At 68.0% G+C, this 14356-nt stretch carries 16 protein-coding genes; 6 read left to right on the forward strand and 10 right to left on the reverse strand.

Annotated elements, in window-relative coordinates; genetic code table 11:
* Positions 1–108: 108 nt before the first annotated feature.
* From B7K26_RS10145 to manA, 3 genes are read right to left on the reverse strand one after another with little or no spacing between them, the layout of a single operon-like run.
* Positions 109–813: a metal-dependent transcriptional regulator gene (locus B7K26_RS10145; protein ID WP_084079064.1), complete on the reverse strand. Its 705-nt coding sequence runs from the start codon at positions 811–813 to the stop codon at positions 109–111.
* Positions 810–2141, reverse strand: coding sequence for a UDP-glucose/GDP-mannose dehydrogenase family protein (locus B7K26_RS10150; protein ID WP_084079065.1), 1332 nt, complete (start codon positions 2139–2141; stop codon positions 810–812). Before B7K26_RS10150 ends, B7K26_RS10145 begins: the two co-directional genes overlap by 4 nt.
* A 9-nt stretch (positions 2142–2150) precedes the next feature.
* Positions 2151–3323: a mannose-6-phosphate isomerase, class I gene (manA, locus tag B7K26_RS10155; protein WP_159449666.1), complete on the reverse strand. Its 1173-nt coding sequence runs from the start codon at positions 3321–3323 to the stop codon at positions 2151–2153.
* Positions 3324–3365: 42 nt separating this feature from the next.
* On the opposite strand from manA, the gene serC reads away from it, so the two are divergent.
* The gene (gene serC, locus B7K26_RS10160; RefSeq protein ID WP_084079066.1) at positions 3366–4490 is read left to right on the forward strand and encodes a phosphoserine transaminase; all 1125 of its coding nucleotides are present in this window, start codon (positions 3366–3368) and stop codon (positions 4488–4490) included.
* Complete coding sequence (locus B7K26_RS10165) at positions 4487–5392, forward strand: CAP domain-containing protein (protein WP_084079067.1); 906 nt, start codon at positions 4487–4489, stop codon at positions 5390–5392. Before serC ends, B7K26_RS10165 begins: the two co-directional genes overlap by 4 nt.
* Positions 5393–5422: 30 nt before the next feature.
* Here B7K26_RS10165 and B7K26_RS10170 read toward each other — a convergent pair whose 3' ends face one another.
* Both B7K26_RS10170 and B7K26_RS10175 read right to left on the reverse strand, forming a co-directional pair.
* Positions 5423–6367 carry a DUF3027 domain-containing protein gene (locus B7K26_RS10170; RefSeq protein ID WP_084079068.1) on the reverse strand — a complete coding sequence of 315 codons (945 nt, stop codon included), beginning with the start codon at positions 6365–6367 and terminating at the stop codon, positions 5423–5425.
* Positions 6368–6375: 8 nt separating this feature from the next.
* Positions 6376–6759 (reverse strand): cold-shock protein, encoded by a 384-nt coding sequence (locus tag B7K26_RS10175; protein ID WP_084079069.1) that lies wholly within the window; start codon positions 6757–6759, stop codon positions 6376–6378.
* Between the two features lie 208 nt (positions 6760–6967).
* On the opposite strand from B7K26_RS10175, the gene B7K26_RS10180 reads away from it, so the two are divergent.
* From B7K26_RS10180 to B7K26_RS10190, 3 genes are all read left to right on the forward strand, one after another.
* The gene (locus tag B7K26_RS10180; RefSeq protein WP_084079070.1) at positions 6968–7720 is read left to right on the forward strand and encodes a hypothetical protein; all 753 of its coding nucleotides are present in this window, start codon (positions 6968–6970) and stop codon (positions 7718–7720) included.
* Positions 7721–7842: 122 nt separating this feature from the next.
* Positions 7843–8130 carry a WXG100 family type VII secretion target gene (locus B7K26_RS10185; protein WP_084079071.1) on the forward strand — a complete coding sequence of 96 codons (288 nt, stop codon included), beginning with the start codon at positions 7843–7845 and terminating at the stop codon, positions 8128–8130.
* Positions 8131–8157: 27 nt separating this feature from the next.
* Positions 8158–8433, forward strand: a complete 276-nt coding sequence (locus tag B7K26_RS10190; protein WP_084079072.1) for a DUF4031 domain-containing protein — start codon at positions 8158–8160, stop codon at positions 8431–8433.
* Between the two features lie 70 nt (positions 8434–8503).
* On the opposite strand, the gene groL is transcribed toward B7K26_RS10190, so the two are convergent.
* The 3 genes from groL to B7K26_RS10205 form a co-directional block, all read right to left on the reverse strand.
* Entirely contained in the window at positions 8504–10129 is a 1626-nt protein-coding gene (groL, locus tag B7K26_RS10195) for a chaperonin GroEL (protein WP_084079073.1), read from the reverse strand.
* Between the two features lie 335 nt (positions 10130–10464).
* Complete coding sequence (locus B7K26_RS10200; RefSeq protein ID WP_159449667.1) at positions 10465–11091, reverse strand: LytR C-terminal domain-containing protein; 627 nt, start codon at positions 11089–11091, stop codon at positions 10465–10467.
* Between the two features lie 10 nt (positions 11092–11101).
* Positions 11102–11392: a DUF3263 domain-containing protein gene (locus B7K26_RS10205; protein ID WP_084079075.1), complete on the reverse strand. Its 291-nt coding sequence runs from the start codon at positions 11390–11392 to the stop codon at positions 11102–11104.
* Between the two features lie 112 nt (positions 11393–11504).
* Here B7K26_RS10205 and B7K26_RS10210 point away from each other — a divergent pair, with 112 nt between their 5' ends.
* Complete coding sequence (locus tag B7K26_RS10210) at positions 11505–12176, forward strand: uracil-DNA glycosylase (RefSeq protein WP_084079076.1); 672 nt, start codon at positions 11505–11507, stop codon at positions 12174–12176.
* On the opposite strand, the gene B7K26_RS10215 is transcribed toward B7K26_RS10210, so the two are convergent.
* A complete protein-coding gene (locus B7K26_RS10215) occupies positions 12173–13615 on the reverse strand; it encodes a S24/S26 family peptidase (RefSeq protein ID WP_084079077.1) in 1443 nt (480 codons plus the stop codon). The genes B7K26_RS10210 and B7K26_RS10215 overlap by 4 nt on opposite strands.
* Before the next feature lie 30 nt (positions 13616–13645).
* Positions 13646–14080 (reverse strand): hypothetical protein, encoded by a 435-nt coding sequence (locus B7K26_RS10220; protein ID WP_084079078.1) that lies wholly within the window; start codon positions 14078–14080, stop codon positions 13646–13648.
* Between the last annotated feature and the right edge of the window lie 276 nt (positions 14081–14356).

The following is a 14356-nucleotide window of genomic DNA, read 5'->3' on the forward strand; positions in this document are numbered from 1 at the left end:
TCTGCGCGTCGATGTTCCCGGCGCACCTGTCCCAGAGGGGGGTCTCTGGAGCCATCTCAGGTGCCCGACGAGGTCGTGTCCTCTCTCGTCAATAAGCGACCATGTTACCTAATCGTGATGAAAACCCAAGTCCGGGATGCAGAAGACGTGCCTCGCGGCCTCCGGCACGATGGTGATCTCGCCGGACTCCGCGACCACCCTGACGCCGCCGTCGGCAGCGTTGATACAGACCGTCTCCCCAGGTACGACCCCGACCGTCAGCACATCCTCGAGAAAACCGACGGCCGCCTGGGGGTTCTCCCCGATGCGGGTCACGACCACCTGAGAAATTCCTTGCGCGACAGCCTGATCGAGGGACATCTGGGGGCCGGAGGCGGCCTCCTCGGCCGTCCCAAGGCCTAGCTCGTCGAGGCCGGGAATGGGGTTGCCGTACGGCGATGTGCGTGGCTCGCCGAGCATCGTCACGAGGCGCCGCTCCACGCGGTCGCTCATGACGTGTTCCCAGCGGCACGCCTCCTCATGAACGTAGGGAAGGTCGAGCCCGATGACGTCCACCAGGAGACGCTCGGCGAGGCGGTGCTTGCGCATCACTCGCATCGCTGTCCGCTCACCCGCCTCCGTCAGCTGCAGAGTGCGGTCGGGGTTGACCACGACCAGCCCGTCGCGCTCCATCCGGGCGATCGTCTGCGAAACCGTGGGGCCGGAGTGCTCCAGCTGCTCCGCGATCCGCGCGCGCATCGGCACCACGCCATCCTCGATGAGTTCCCAGATGGTACGGAGGTACATCTCCGTGGTGTCGATCAAATCGCTCATGACGCGTACCTTCCCACGCCGCGGTAGTGCCAGCCGGCGTCGATCCAGTCCTGTACAGGGAGGCAGTTGCGCCCATCGATCACGCGCGCGTGCGCGACGATGCCCTTGAGGGCCACGGGGTCGAGTTCTCGGAATTGCTTCCACTCCGTCGCAACGACGACGAGGTCGGCGCCCTGGCACGCGGAGATAGCGTCGTCGACGTACGTCAGCGTGGGCCACACCTTGGAGGCGTTGGCGTTCGCCTCGGGATCGTGCACGGTGACGAGTGCGCCGTGCAGGTGCAGCTTGCCGGCCACATCGAGCGCGGGCGAGTCACGGATATCGTCGCTATCGGGCTTAAACGCCGCGCCCAGCACCGCGATCCGAGCGCCGGGCAGAACTCCCACCATGTCCTCTGCCATGCCCACCGCTTGGTCGCGGCGACGCATGTTGACATTGTCGACCTCGCGCAGAAAGGTCAGCGCCTGATCCACACCGAGCTCCCCCGCGCGAGCCATGAATGCGCGAATGTCCTTCGGGAGGCAGCCGCCGCCGAAGCCCAGGCCCGCCCCCAAGAACTTACGACCAATACGGGCGTCGTGGCCGATCGCATCGGCCAAGTCCACCACGTCTGCACCGGTTGCCTCACACACCTCCGCGATCGCGTTGATGAAGGAAATCTTGGTCGCGAGGAATGCGTTGGCCGACACCTTGATCAGCTCCGAAGTCGCCAGGTCCGTCACGAGGAACGGGGTGTCCCGACCAATCGCGTCGGCGTACACGCGGCGCGCGACGTCCTCGACTGCACCGGGACCGGCAGTGTCCACACCCACCACGATGCGGTCGGGACGCAGCGTGTCCTCGACCGCGAAGCCCTCGCGCAGAAACTCGGGATTCCAGCCCAGCTGCGCCTCGTCACCTACCGGGGCGAGTTCGCGCACCCGCGCGGCCAAACGAGCAGCGGTGCCCACCGGAACCGTCGACTTGCCGAGGATCGTGGCAGGACGGGTCAACAGTGGGGCGAGCGTCTCGATCACGCCGTCGACGAAGGTCAAGTCGGCCGCGTATTCACCCTTGCGCTGCGGGGTCCCGACACCGATGAAGTGCACGTCGGCAAAGTCGGCGGCCTCGGCCACCTCGGTCGTGAACCGCAGCCGCCCCGAATCGAGATGCTTGCGCAGGAGTTCCGGCAGCCCAGGCTCAAAGAACGGAGCCTCGCCCGCTGACAGACGCGCGACTTTGTCGGGGTCGATGTCGACGCCGATCACCTCGTGGCCGAGCTCGGCCATCCCCGCGGCATGCGTCGCGCCCAGATAACCGGTGCCAAGGACAGAAACACGCTCAGCCATACCCGAACACTAGCGGTCGGCGATGACGTCCCCCTCGTGCAACGAAGGAGCACGCGCCACCACCACCAGGCCGCTCGTGCCGATCGTCACCTCTCCCAGCGACGCGCGCACGAAGACGGCCTGCCCGCGAGTCAGGGACTTCGTCGTGCCATGCGCGGTGACCGTCGCCTCTCCCTCGTGGCACAGGACGATGCGCGGGCCGCTCTCCACCACGGCCTCCCCCTTCCTCACCAACGTGAGGGCGAACTCATCGGCGGGGACAGTGAGGTGGCGGGCGTGCCCCGCGATGACCTCCAGCGGGCGCACCGGCGGCGCGGGTCGCGTGTCGGCGAGGGACAGAAGCAAGCTGACGTCGACGTGCTTCGAGGTCAACCCGCCGCGCACCACATTGTCCGAGTTCGACATGATCTCGAGTCCCACACCGGACTGATAGGAGTGCAGGATGCCTGCCCCCGTGAAGACTGCCTCCCCCGGCTCCAACTCGACGACGTTGAGAGCAAGTGCCACGATCGCTCCCGGGTCTCCCGGGAACGCCGCGAGGGCGTCGGCAGCCGCACGCAAGGCACTCGATGGCTCGGCCTCGGCGCCCATGCGGCGCAGTGAAGAAAAGGTCTCGTCGTCAACGCCAGCCGAGAGGACATCGGCGAGGAAGCTCGCGGCATCGTCCGCGCGTTCAAGGTCGTCGGCGAGCGCATGCGCCCGTGGGGTATCCAATGCATGCAGGTCCTGCGCGGTATTGGCAAGGTCTCGTACACCGACGAGGACGCGCATGGGCGAGATGGCGACCACCATTTCCGGCTTGTGGAAGGGGTCGAGGAATGCGTGGACGTTGCCTCCCGTGCCCCGTTGTTCACGGGCGAAACCTTCCTGTGCCTGGCGCAGCGTGGGGTGCACCTGGATCGACAGCGGCTTGGCGATCGCGAGAATCTTCAGCAAGAAGGGGAGCCGTGCGCCCCACCGACGGGCCGCATCCGGCCCCAAAAAATCGATCGGGCTGCGCGCGATGAGCTCATCGAGAGCGGCGTTTCCCGACGGGTCCGACAGCCACGACGGCGCCGAATCATGCGCACCCCACCACGCCTCCGCATACGGAGAACCGTCCGGCTCGAACCCCAGCAACCGCGGAATGTCGTCAGTCGTACCCCAGTCGTAGTGGCGGAGGGTCGGGCTGAGTCGCTGCACGCGCGACAGTCTGCCACCCCGTGCGCACACTACGCTGGCGCCATGTCGAGCGAACTCACCCTCCCCGCCGATCTGCTCCCGCGCGATGGCCGCTTCGGTTCGGGCCCCTCGCGGGTGCGTGACGCCCAGGTACAGGCGATTGTCGCGGCGCAGCCGGACCTGCTCGGGACGTCTCACCGCCAGGCCCCGGTGCGTGCGCTCGTACGCGACGTGCGTGAGGGGCTCGCCCAGCTCTACTCGCTTCCCGACGGCTACGAAGTGCTCCTTGGCAACGGTGGCTCGACGTCCTTCTGGGATGCCGCCACGTTCTCCCTCGTGGAGCGCCGTGCACAACACTGCTCTTTCGGCGAGTTCGGATCCAAGTTCGCCAAGGCCACCACGACGGCACCGCACCTCGAGGCCTCTGACGTGGTCGAGGCGTCTCCCGGCGACGTCGCGCTACCTGTGGCGCGCGACGGAATCGACGTCTACGCGTGGCCGCACAACGAGACGTCCACCGGCGCGATGGCCCCGGTCGCGCGTCCCGAAGGCATCGGCGACGCGTTGACGGTGATCGACGGCACCTCCGCTGCCGGCGGTCTCCGCCTCGACCCCACCCAGGCCGACGTCTATTACTTCGCGCCGCAGAAGAGCTTTGGGTCCGATGGCGGCTTGTGGTTTGCCCTCGTCTCGCCCGCAGCGATCGAGCGAATCGAGCGCATCGCCGCCTCAGGTCGCTACATTCCGGAGACACTCGCGCTGAAGAACGCCCTGGACAACAGCCGCCTCGACCAGACGCTCAACACGCCGGCCCTGACGCCCCTCATCATGATGCGCGAACAACTCGCGTGGATGAATGGGAACGGCGGTCTCGACTTTGTGACGGCGCGTACAGCAGAGTCATCACGCCGCCTTTACACATGGGCGGACGAGTCTCCATACACCGTGACTTTTGTCACAGACCCTTCATACCGCTCACACGTCGTGGCTACCGTCGACCTGCTCCCGCCGGTGGACTCGACCCAGTTGCGGTCGATTCTTCGTGGTGCGGGAGTCGTCGACATTGACCCCTACCGCAAGCTCGGACGCAATCAGATCAGGGTCGGGATGTTCCCGTCCGTCGATCCCGACGACGTCTCCGCGCTCACCGCCTCGATCGACTGGATTCTGGAGAGATCTCTGACATGACCGAAACGCAGGACGTCCTCGCCCCGACGCGACCCCGTCGCAGCGCAGCAGCGATCGTCCTGCTCGGCATGATTCCCCTGGCCGTGGCCGGCACCGCCGGTGTCGCGGCAGCCACGTGGCTCCCGGGCGAGCAGCCCGGCCCGGTCGTGGTCTCCAAGACGGACCACCTCGACGGCACGCCGGCGCCCGACATCACCAGCGCGCTTGTCGCCCCTGGCAGTCTCAAGGATGTGGACCTCGCTGCTTCCGTGCAGGCCATCAAGGTCACGGTCCCCGAGCCCGTCGAGACGAAGCCGGCGGTCACCGTTACTGCCCAGCAGACGACGAAGGCCGCAACGGCCACGCCGGACAAGAAGGCGCGTGCGGGCAACGAGGCGACGACCAAGAAGGCCACCACCAAGAAGCCCTCGTCACCGCAGAAGTCGTCGCAGTCGACAGAGGCGGCACAGAAGACTTCGTCGTCCGGGAGCGGCAAGACATTTCAGCAGTACTGCAGTTCGCCCCAGAGCCCTGCAGCCGCCTCGGGTGGTGCGAAGGGGCTGATGGCGGCCGCGAACAAGGAACGCGCCCGCCTGGGCATTGCTCCCCTCAGTTGGAACGGATCGCTTGCCTCGGCCGCGACGTCGTGGTCGACATCGATGGCGCAGAAGGACAGCGGTACCTCAGCTCCGATGGACGCGCTCGCCCACAATCCGAACCGGCCCGGCGCCGAAAACGTCGCGGTCAGCCACGCGAGCGGCGGCATGGGCGAGGGCTCGGCGGTCTCGCGAGCCCATTCCGGCTGGATGTACTCCAACGGTCACTGCCTCAACCTGATGAATCCCGCGTACACGCAGATGGGCGCGGGAACCGCCAAAACGTCAGACGGCACTACCTGGTACACCACCGCTAACTACCGCTGACGCGGCGAGGGCCGTGCGCGCCTTTGGGCGCTAGTCGGCCTTCGCAGTCTCGCCAGCCTCAGCCGAGGTGCCTACCTCGGCGGAGGCAACCGCGTCGCCGACCGATGCCGCGGCTGGCTCGGGAGTCTCGTCGCCTGATGCGTCGGTCGCGCCGGCGACGGGCTCGGCCTCCGCAGGCTGCTCGGCCTCCGCAGGCTGCTCAGCATCCGCGGGCTGCTCGGCAGGCGCGACCTGCTCGGGGGCGAGCTCCATCTCGACGAAGGCCTCGGTGTCGAAAACAGGGTGGTTGGCGGGCCACAGGGAGCTCGTGCGCTCTGTGGCGGACGGGGCCTGCCCGCCGCACGTGTGATCGACGGGCACCACGGTGCCGTCGAAGGGGCACCACTTGTTGGCGCACACGCCGAAGTGAAGGCGCAGCGAGCCCGACAGCGGGATGACGAACTCACCCACGGCGCCCTCGGGTCCAGGTCCTCCGTGGACGGCGGCGCCCGCCTCCTGCGTGCGAGCCATCCAGCGCTCGGCGGCCTCGTCGCGTCCCACGGGTCCGAGCACACGCTCGCGCCCCAGCCCGAACTCCCAGATGGCGACCTCATCGGCCTCGTCGTCGCCGGTGACGGTGTACCCGGGCGTCAGACGCGGGTCAGGGTCGAAGCGCGGGACAGCCATGCCGGGCTTGATGTCGCCCGGCTCGACCCGCTCGGCCCACGGAACCCACGAGGGCGACAGCAGGGCATCGTCCGCTGCGACGAGGTTGGCCTCGCACACGAGCGCGTTGCGCAGCCGCGGGGCGCGGGACAGCGTCACCGACCACACCCAACCTCGGTATCCGGGAAGGGAGCAGCCGAAGAGGTGGGTGACGAGGCGGTCTTCCTCGGTGTGGGCACCGAGGTGCTCACCTACCCACTGAGCCTCGCCCGCGAGTTCGACCGCGCTCGCGCGGGCCAGGTCGACGGCCTTGTCCAGCACTGCATCCATGACGGCGGCTACGCCTCCAGTTGGTCAGCGACGGCGCGGAGCACGGACGCGACCTTCTGGCCGCGGTCGCCGTCGGGGTAGCGGCCCCGACGCAGGGAGTTCGACACGCCATCGAGCATCTTGATGAGGTCCTCGACGATGACCGTCATCTCCTCGGGCTTCTTGCGAAGGCCCTGGGACACGGTCTTGACGGGCTCCAGCAGCGTCACCGACAGCGCCGACGGGCCGCGCCGGCCATCCACGATAGAGAAGTCCACGCGCGTGCCGGGCTTCGGCGAGGGCGTGCCCGCGGGCAGCGCGGAGGCATGGAGGAAGACCTCGTCGCCATCGTCGCTGGCGATGAAGCCGAACCCCTTGTCAGAGTCGAAGAACTTCACACGGCCGGTAGGCACATCTACCTCGCTGGTCTCATCAGGGTGCCGCGGATTCGGCACCCGCATCAGTCTAGCCGCCCACCCCGACACGACCGTGCGGGCGGCGCGCGGGTGACGCGCCGGTGCTAGCGTCGCCCGGGCGCGGCGCGCGGGTTTGCCTCCGCACGCCGCCACGACGCACACTGGAACCGCGCACAACCGGCGCTCGCGATCTCTGAGGTGAAACATGGGCACGACCGTCATCCCTGGATGGCTGGTCCCGGCGTACGCGCGGGCCGCGTGTGGCGCGGGCGCGACTGCTGAACCGCGCGAGGTACAGGCGGCCGGCGACAGGCTCCTCAACCGGTGGGCCGAGCCGGGACGCTTCTTCCACGGCGTGGGCCACCTCGTCGACCTCCTGCAGTACGTGGACGAGCTCCAGCAGGAGACCCAGCACCCCAACATCGTGCGGCTTGCCGCCTGGTATCACGGCGCGATCTTCGACGCCGCCGAGCGCGCGGCCTACGAGAAGCGCGGCGGCGAGGACGAGGTTGCCAGCGCTCAGTACGCGCGCGACGAGCTCGCAAGCCTGGGCCTGCCGCAGCCGGCCATCGACAAGGTCGCGGGGCTCGTCGCCGGGCTCGCGCGTCACGCGACGGGGCTGGGCGACGCCGCCGTCCTGTCCGATGCCGACCTCGCCGTCCTCGCGAGCGACCCCCAGCGCTACAAGCACTACGTGAAGTCGGTGCGCCAGGAGTACGCCCACATCCCCACGGACCGTTTCCTTGTCGCGCGCCGCGCGATCGTGACGAAGATCCTCTCCCGCGAGCGCATCTACACGACGCCGCTGGGTCAGGGCTGGGAGGCGCAGGCGCGGCAGAACCTGCAGGCCGAGCTCGCATGGCTGTCTCGCGAGGATCAGGAGTTTCGCCTCGACACCGCCGCCCTGTCGACGCTGACGCATGACGGCCCGCTGCGGGCATCGTCCTCGGCCTCCTGAGCGTCGTCCCCAGAACCGGCGCCGAACACCGCTCCTCCCCGCTCGCCGTCGCCGTGACGACGCAGGGCCGCGGCCGCTCCTAACGTCCTGAGGGTCATCACCCCCTCACGACAGGAGTTCTCATGACCCGCTTCAACGTCGACTCGGCCCAGGTGGCCGATGCCTCCGCGCGCGCCGCAGCCTCAGGCGAGACCATCCGGACGGAGGTCGCCACGATGGTGTCCCAACTCACGGCCCTGGAGGGCTCGTGGCAGGGTGGCGCCGCGACCGCCTTCGCCGGCGTCCTCGACCAGTGGCATGCGGCGCAGGCCCAGGTGGAGCAGGCGCTCGATGCCCTCTCGACGGCGCTCGCCCACGCCGCGACAACTTACGAGGACGCGGAGCAGCAGGCCACGCGAATGTTCGGGTAGGTCCGATGCCGGCGTAGGGTCGCCTGCGTGACCGTCCTCATCGACCCTCCGCTGTGGCCCCGCCACGGCCGCGTCTGGGGCCACATGGTCTCCGACGCCTCCCTCGAGGAGCTTCACGCGCTGGCGCGTGCGGCAGGGATTCCGGAGCGGGCCTTCGATCGCGACCACTACGACGTCCCCGTGGAGCTGTACCCGCGTCTCGTGGAGCTCGGAGCGGTCGCCGTCGACAGCCGAGAACTGGTGCGCCGGCTGCGAGCCTCCGGGCTGCGCGTCACGGGCGCCGAGCGTCGCACCGGCTCCTGACACGACGAAGGCCCCAGGGCGAACCCTGGGGCCTTCGTTGCGTTGCAGCGCGGACGCTGAGCGGGAGGGCTTAGAAGCCCATGCCGCCCATGTCGCCACCGCCGGCCGGCATGGCCGGCTCGGGCTCGGGGATGTCCGCGACGACGGCCTCGGTGGTGAGGAACAGGGCCGCGATCGACGCAGCGTTCTGCAGCGCCGAGCGGGTGACCTTCACCGGGTCGTTGACGCCGGCGGCGAGGAGGTCCTCGTACACGCCGGTCGCAGCGTTCAGGCCGAAGCCGGTCTCGAGACCCTTGACCTTCTCGACGACGACGCCACCCTCAAGGCCGGCGTTGATCGCGATCTGGCGCAGGGGCGCGGAGATGGCGGCCTCGACGATGCGAGCACCAGTGGCCTCGTCACCCTCGAGCTCGAGCGAGCCCAGGGCGGCGGCGCCGGCCTGGATGAGGGCCACGCCACCACCGGCGACGATGCCCTCCTCGACGGCAGCCTTCGCGTTGCGGACGGCGTCCTCGATGCGGTGCTTGCGCTCCTTGAGCTCGACCTCGGTCGCCGCGCCCGCCTTGATAACGGCGACGCCGCCAGCGAGCTTGGCGAGGCGCTCCTGGAGCTTCTCGCGGTCGTAGTCCGAGTCCGAGTTCTCGATCTCGGCGCGGATCTGGTTCACGCGGCCGGCAACCTGCTCGTCCGAGCCGGCGCCGTCGACGATCGTGGTGTCGTCCTTGGTGACGACGACCTTGCGGGCCTGGCCCAGCAGGTCGAGCGTCGCGCTCTCGAGCGAGAGGCCCACCGACTCCGAGATGACCTGACCACCGGTGAGGATGGCCATGTCCTGCAGCATCGCCTTACGGCGGTCACCGAAGCCGGGCGCCTTGACGGCGACGACCTTGAGGTTGCCACGCAGCTTGTTAACGACCAGGGCCGCGAGGGCCTCGCCGTCGACGTCCTCGGCGATGATCGCGAGGGGCTTACCCGCCTGCATGATCTTCTCGAGGATGGGCAGCAGGTCCTTGAGCGACGAGATCTTCGACTCGAGAAGGAGCACGTAGGCGTCCTCGAGCACGGCCTCCTGGCGCTCTCCGTCGGTGACGAAGTAGGGGTTCAGGTAGCCCTTGTCGAAGCGCATACCCTCGGTCAGCTCCAGCTCGATACCGAGCTGGTAGGCCTCCTCGACGGTGATGACACCTTCCTTGCCGACCTTGTCCATCGCCTCGGCAATCTTGTCGCCGATCTCCTGCTCACCGGCGGAGATGGCGGCGGTCGCGGCGATCTGCTCCTTGGTCTCGACCTCCTTGGCGGAGGCGAGGAGCTGCTCGGTCACGGCGGCGACGGCCTTCTCGATACCCTTCTTCAGGGCGATCGGGTTGGCGCCAGCCGAGACGTTGCGCAGGCCCTCGCGCACGAGCGCCTGGGCGAGCACGGTGGCGGTGGTGGTGCCGTCGCCAGCGACGTCGTCCGTCTTCTTGGCGACCTCCTTGACCAGCTCGGCGCCGATCTTCTCGTAAGGCTCCGAAAGCTCGATCTCCTTGGCGATGGAGACTCCATCGTTGGTGATCGTGGGGGCGCCCCACTTCTTCTCGAGCACAACGTTGCGGCCCTTGGGGCCGAGGGTGACCTTGACGGCGTCGGCGAGGGCGTTCATGCCCCGCTCCATGCCGCGACGGGCCTCCTCATCGAAGGCAATCTGCTTTGCCATGGGTGTGAGTCCTCTTTCGATGACGGTGGCTGGCGAGTCGCCCGCGACGGACGACGCCCGCTCCTGCCGTTCACGTCACGACGGGGCCTGGCGCCTCGACTGCTAGCCGAACTTCTTTAGCACTCTCAGGGTGTGAGTGCTAACGCCGATTCTGGCACTCTCCCCTGCCGAGTGCAAACCCTTCACGCGTCGTTCACCCAGGGCGTGACGGGACGCAGAGACCCGCACGCAATGGCGCCGCACCCGCACCCATGGAAAGGGGGAGGCCTGGATCCCTTGTGCGGTCCGATCCATATGGGGAGTACTGGGGGCACCCCACCGCCAGGGCAGACCTGCTAGTTGCCGGGGTTGGTGGCGAGAAGGACCTCGATCTCCGCACCGCCAGGTGTGCCGGAGTCGTCGATCGCCTCGATGCCCAGCGCGTCGGCCACGGCCTGCGCGGTGTCGGCGAGACGCTCGTCGCCATAAGCAACGGTGTTGACGCCGTTCGGGATCAGCCCGGGAGCGATGTTGTTTGCCTCGATGTTGGTGAAGCCGGCGTCCTCGAGGGCCACCTGCTGCTCTCCGGCGAGGCCCTGGATACCAGCGCCGTTGCGGACGTGGATCTGGACGTCGTACTCGATCTCCGGCTCGGGCGTCGCCGACACTGACGGGCTCGCCGAGGGCGACGCGGAAGGCGAGGCCGACACCGAGGGGGAAGCCGATGCCGACGGAGACGTGGTCGTCTCCGCGGACGGGTCCGGCGAAGACGTCACCGTGACCGCAGGCTCGGACTCGTCGTCCGACTGCCCAGAGTTCCACACCAGCACAGCGATGAGGTAGGCCACAAGGCCAGCGGCGATGAACGCCAGGATCGGCGGAAGAACTCGCGACCACCACGGGATGGGGCGACGGTGGACACCGACCGGGCCTCCCTGGTCAGCAATGTCGTCGAACTCGTCGCGCTCGTCATCATGTGGCACGGAGGTCAGCCTAACGAACAGACGCCGAACCCCACGCACGCGTGGAGCGTCCGCGCTGGCGCGCCGCACGCATGCGCCGCAGTCGCTTCACCAGCATGGGGTCGGCCTCGAGGGCAGCGGGGTTGTCGATAAGCGAGCCAAGCACTTGGTAGTACTGCGTGCTCGACATGTGGAACAACTCGCGGATCGCGTCCTCCTTGGCGCCCGCGTACTTCCACCACTGGCGCTCGAAGCGCAGGATGGCTGCGTCGCGCTCGGACAGGTCGCCGGAGATGGGCTCATCTACCGCGGCTTCGGTCATGCGCCACCTCCCCTGGGTCTCCCGTACTGGCGTCAGCCTAAGGCCGAAAACGGGCACAACAGTGCAGGCGGCGCCAGCATCGGCCAGGTGTCCCGTGGGTAGGGTGGCCGCCATGGTGAGCGGGTGGCGAGATCAGGTGGGGCCGGGATGGGCCGATGCGCTTGCGCCGGCGGCTCCGGCATTCGAGTCCGTCGGAGCTTTCCTCCGCGACGAGATCGCGGCGGGACACGGGTACCTGCCCGCGGCCGATGCGGTGCTGCGCGCGTTTCGCATACCCCTGTGCGACGTCAGGGTGCTGATCGTCGGCCAAGACCCGTACCCGACTCCCGGCGACGCGGTCGGGCTCAGCTTCTCGGTCGCACCCGGTCATCCCATGCCGCGGTCGCTACGCAACATCGCCCAGGAGTTGGCCGATGACACGGGCGAGACGCTTGGATCCGGCGACCTGAGCCACTGGGCCGACCAGGGCGTCATGCTCCTGAACTGTGTGCTCACGGTGAGGCCGGGCGAGGCCGGTTCGCACCGTCGGCGAGGCTGGGAGGAGGTCACGTCGCGAGCGATCGAGGGCCTTGCCGCGCGCGGCGGGCCACTCGTGGCGGTGCTGTGGGGCAAGCCCGCGCAGACGCTCGCGCCGCTGCTGGGAGACGTTCCCATCGTCGCCTCCTCGCACCCGAGCCCGTTGTCGGCACGGCGCGGGTTCTTTGGATCGCACCCGTTTTCACAGGTGAATCACCTGCTGGTCGAGCAGGGCGCAACGCCTGTGCGATGGGGATCGCGAGACTAGCGCGCACCGCAGAGATACACCGACTCCGTAGCGGACGGAGTGCCGACGAACCATGTCTGCGAGAACTGCGAGTCCTCAGAGCGCACTGTCATCACCGGGTAGTTCGCGCAGCCGGGTGGCGAGATCAACGTGACGGACTGCCACGTCAGCTGGGTGCGTACAGGAGCGATGACCAAACCCGGAAGCTGCGACACGTCGATCGTCGCCGTCCAGTTCACGGCCCGAGCGCCGCTGGGCATGGCAGCCGTGGGGCTCACGGTGAAAGCGACCCGCTGATACTCGCCGCTCGCCTGAGCCCCATAACTCCATGCCGTGCGCGGCCCCACCGTCACGTCGGTCGGGTTGACGCCGCACGGCACCGTTGCCCCAGTGGACAGCGTCGCGGAACAACTCGTGAACCATGAAGACGGACCGGTCGACCCCGGGTCCCAGGAGGAGACGAAGAGCCACCCACCAATAGTCACGATCGCCACCTTGACGGAGGCGGGTCGATACGTGGCAGAGGCATGCGAGAGGTCGAACGACGTCCCCGAGGTCGAGGTCGATCCCGAGGCGCTCCACAGCAACCCGCCGCTGCCGTCGTACAGCGCGATAGCCGCGGGCTTTCCCCGACAGGCGCTCGGCAGGCCGCTCACCTTCACGGCACCGTAATTGCCGCTCGTCACTGAGCCGGTGCTGGTCGACGCGAGAGTGGTCGCGCTCGTGCCCTGAACACCGCAGCGGTACACGGGCGTCGAGGAGGCCTCGCTGCTCGGCAGCACGGAAAGCTGCGAGGCACTGGCTGGGCTCACGCCAGCGAGGACACCCAACACCGCAGCCGCGGCGAATGTCGACATCGCTGCGCCGTACCTGCGAGCGGATCTGCCGGCCCCGGCCGCATTGACGCCGTCTCCACGACCTGTCGCAGCATCGCCGCCGTCGTCTGACGGGCCATCGTCTCCAGGCGCGTCGCGCGAGGGCCAGACCACCACCGCCGCCGCGATGATGAGGACGAAGATCCACATCAACGGATTCAGCACCCAGGCCGTGAGGTGCCCCACGAACGGAAGATGGGCGACGACGACGCCTTTCACCTCGTCTCCCGACGGCTCGAAGGGGTCGATGAAGTCGTTGTTGTCGCCTTGCATCACCCAACCAGAATCGGCGTTACCGCCGGTGATGCGGTGGACGATTTGTGATCCGCCGAGGTCGGTCGGGGCGTACACGATGACGTCGCCGACCTGGGGCAGGACATCACGCGCGATGACCATGTCCTTCGGCTCGAACGTCGGGAGCATCGACTCGCCAGAGACGAGCACATACGACGTCAGGCCGCCGAGATTCGCTGGCCATGCAAGCCAGGCCACGAGAGCCAGGACCATCCAACCGCACACGTTGACCGCCCCTCGGGCACCCCGATGCAGCCTTCCTGAGAAGGCTGCATCGGGGCGGTGCGGCATGCGGCCGAGTCCGGTCTCGTCGTGGCCGAGTTAGCCGATGACGACCGTAGCCTTGCCGAGATCGGTGGACACGAGAACCGTGCTCGAGAGAGATCCGACCGAGACCTTGCCACCCGTGACGGTCACGTTGCTCTGCGAGGCGGTGCCGATGACCGCGGGGGTCGCAGCAGCATCCTCGAGCTCGACGACGACCTTCTTGCCGGCGCACGCAGGCGACACATCGGTGACGTACACGTCCGTGATGACGTACTGCCCGGACGCGTTCTTGCCGTAGTTGTACCCCACGCCGACCTGCCCATCCGCATCGCACGAGGCGAAGGCGGTCGCAGACGTTCCCACGGCCACCTCACTCTCCGGGTTGACCGTCAGCGTCGACGCCGACGCGACCGACAGCCCAGCGACGCCCACGATGCCCAGCAGGACCGCCGCGAACTTGCGCTTGTTCTTGTTGTTCTTCTCAGCCATCACTTTTCCTCGTCTTGTCGAGGCGCACGCCATCCCTCAGTGGTGACGTGGCCGTCTCTGGTAGGCCCCGGTACCGACCGGCGGTCGGATGGTGACTTACCTCACATAGAGACATGTGGTGTATCGGATCATGACGCAGGTTTCGTGAGATTTTTCACACGCCAAGCGTGGAACGTCGCCGATCGATACTCGACTGTGATGTGTGGCGCTGTTCACAACGGGACAAACCGGACACGACGAGGGAAGGGGCGGCCGGGACGATGCGGTACCGAACGA

The sequence above is a fragment of the Demequina sp. NBRC 110057 genome, assembly GCF_002090175.1.
Lineage (GTDB): Bacteria > Actinomycetota > Actinomycetes > Actinomycetales > Demequinaceae > Demequina.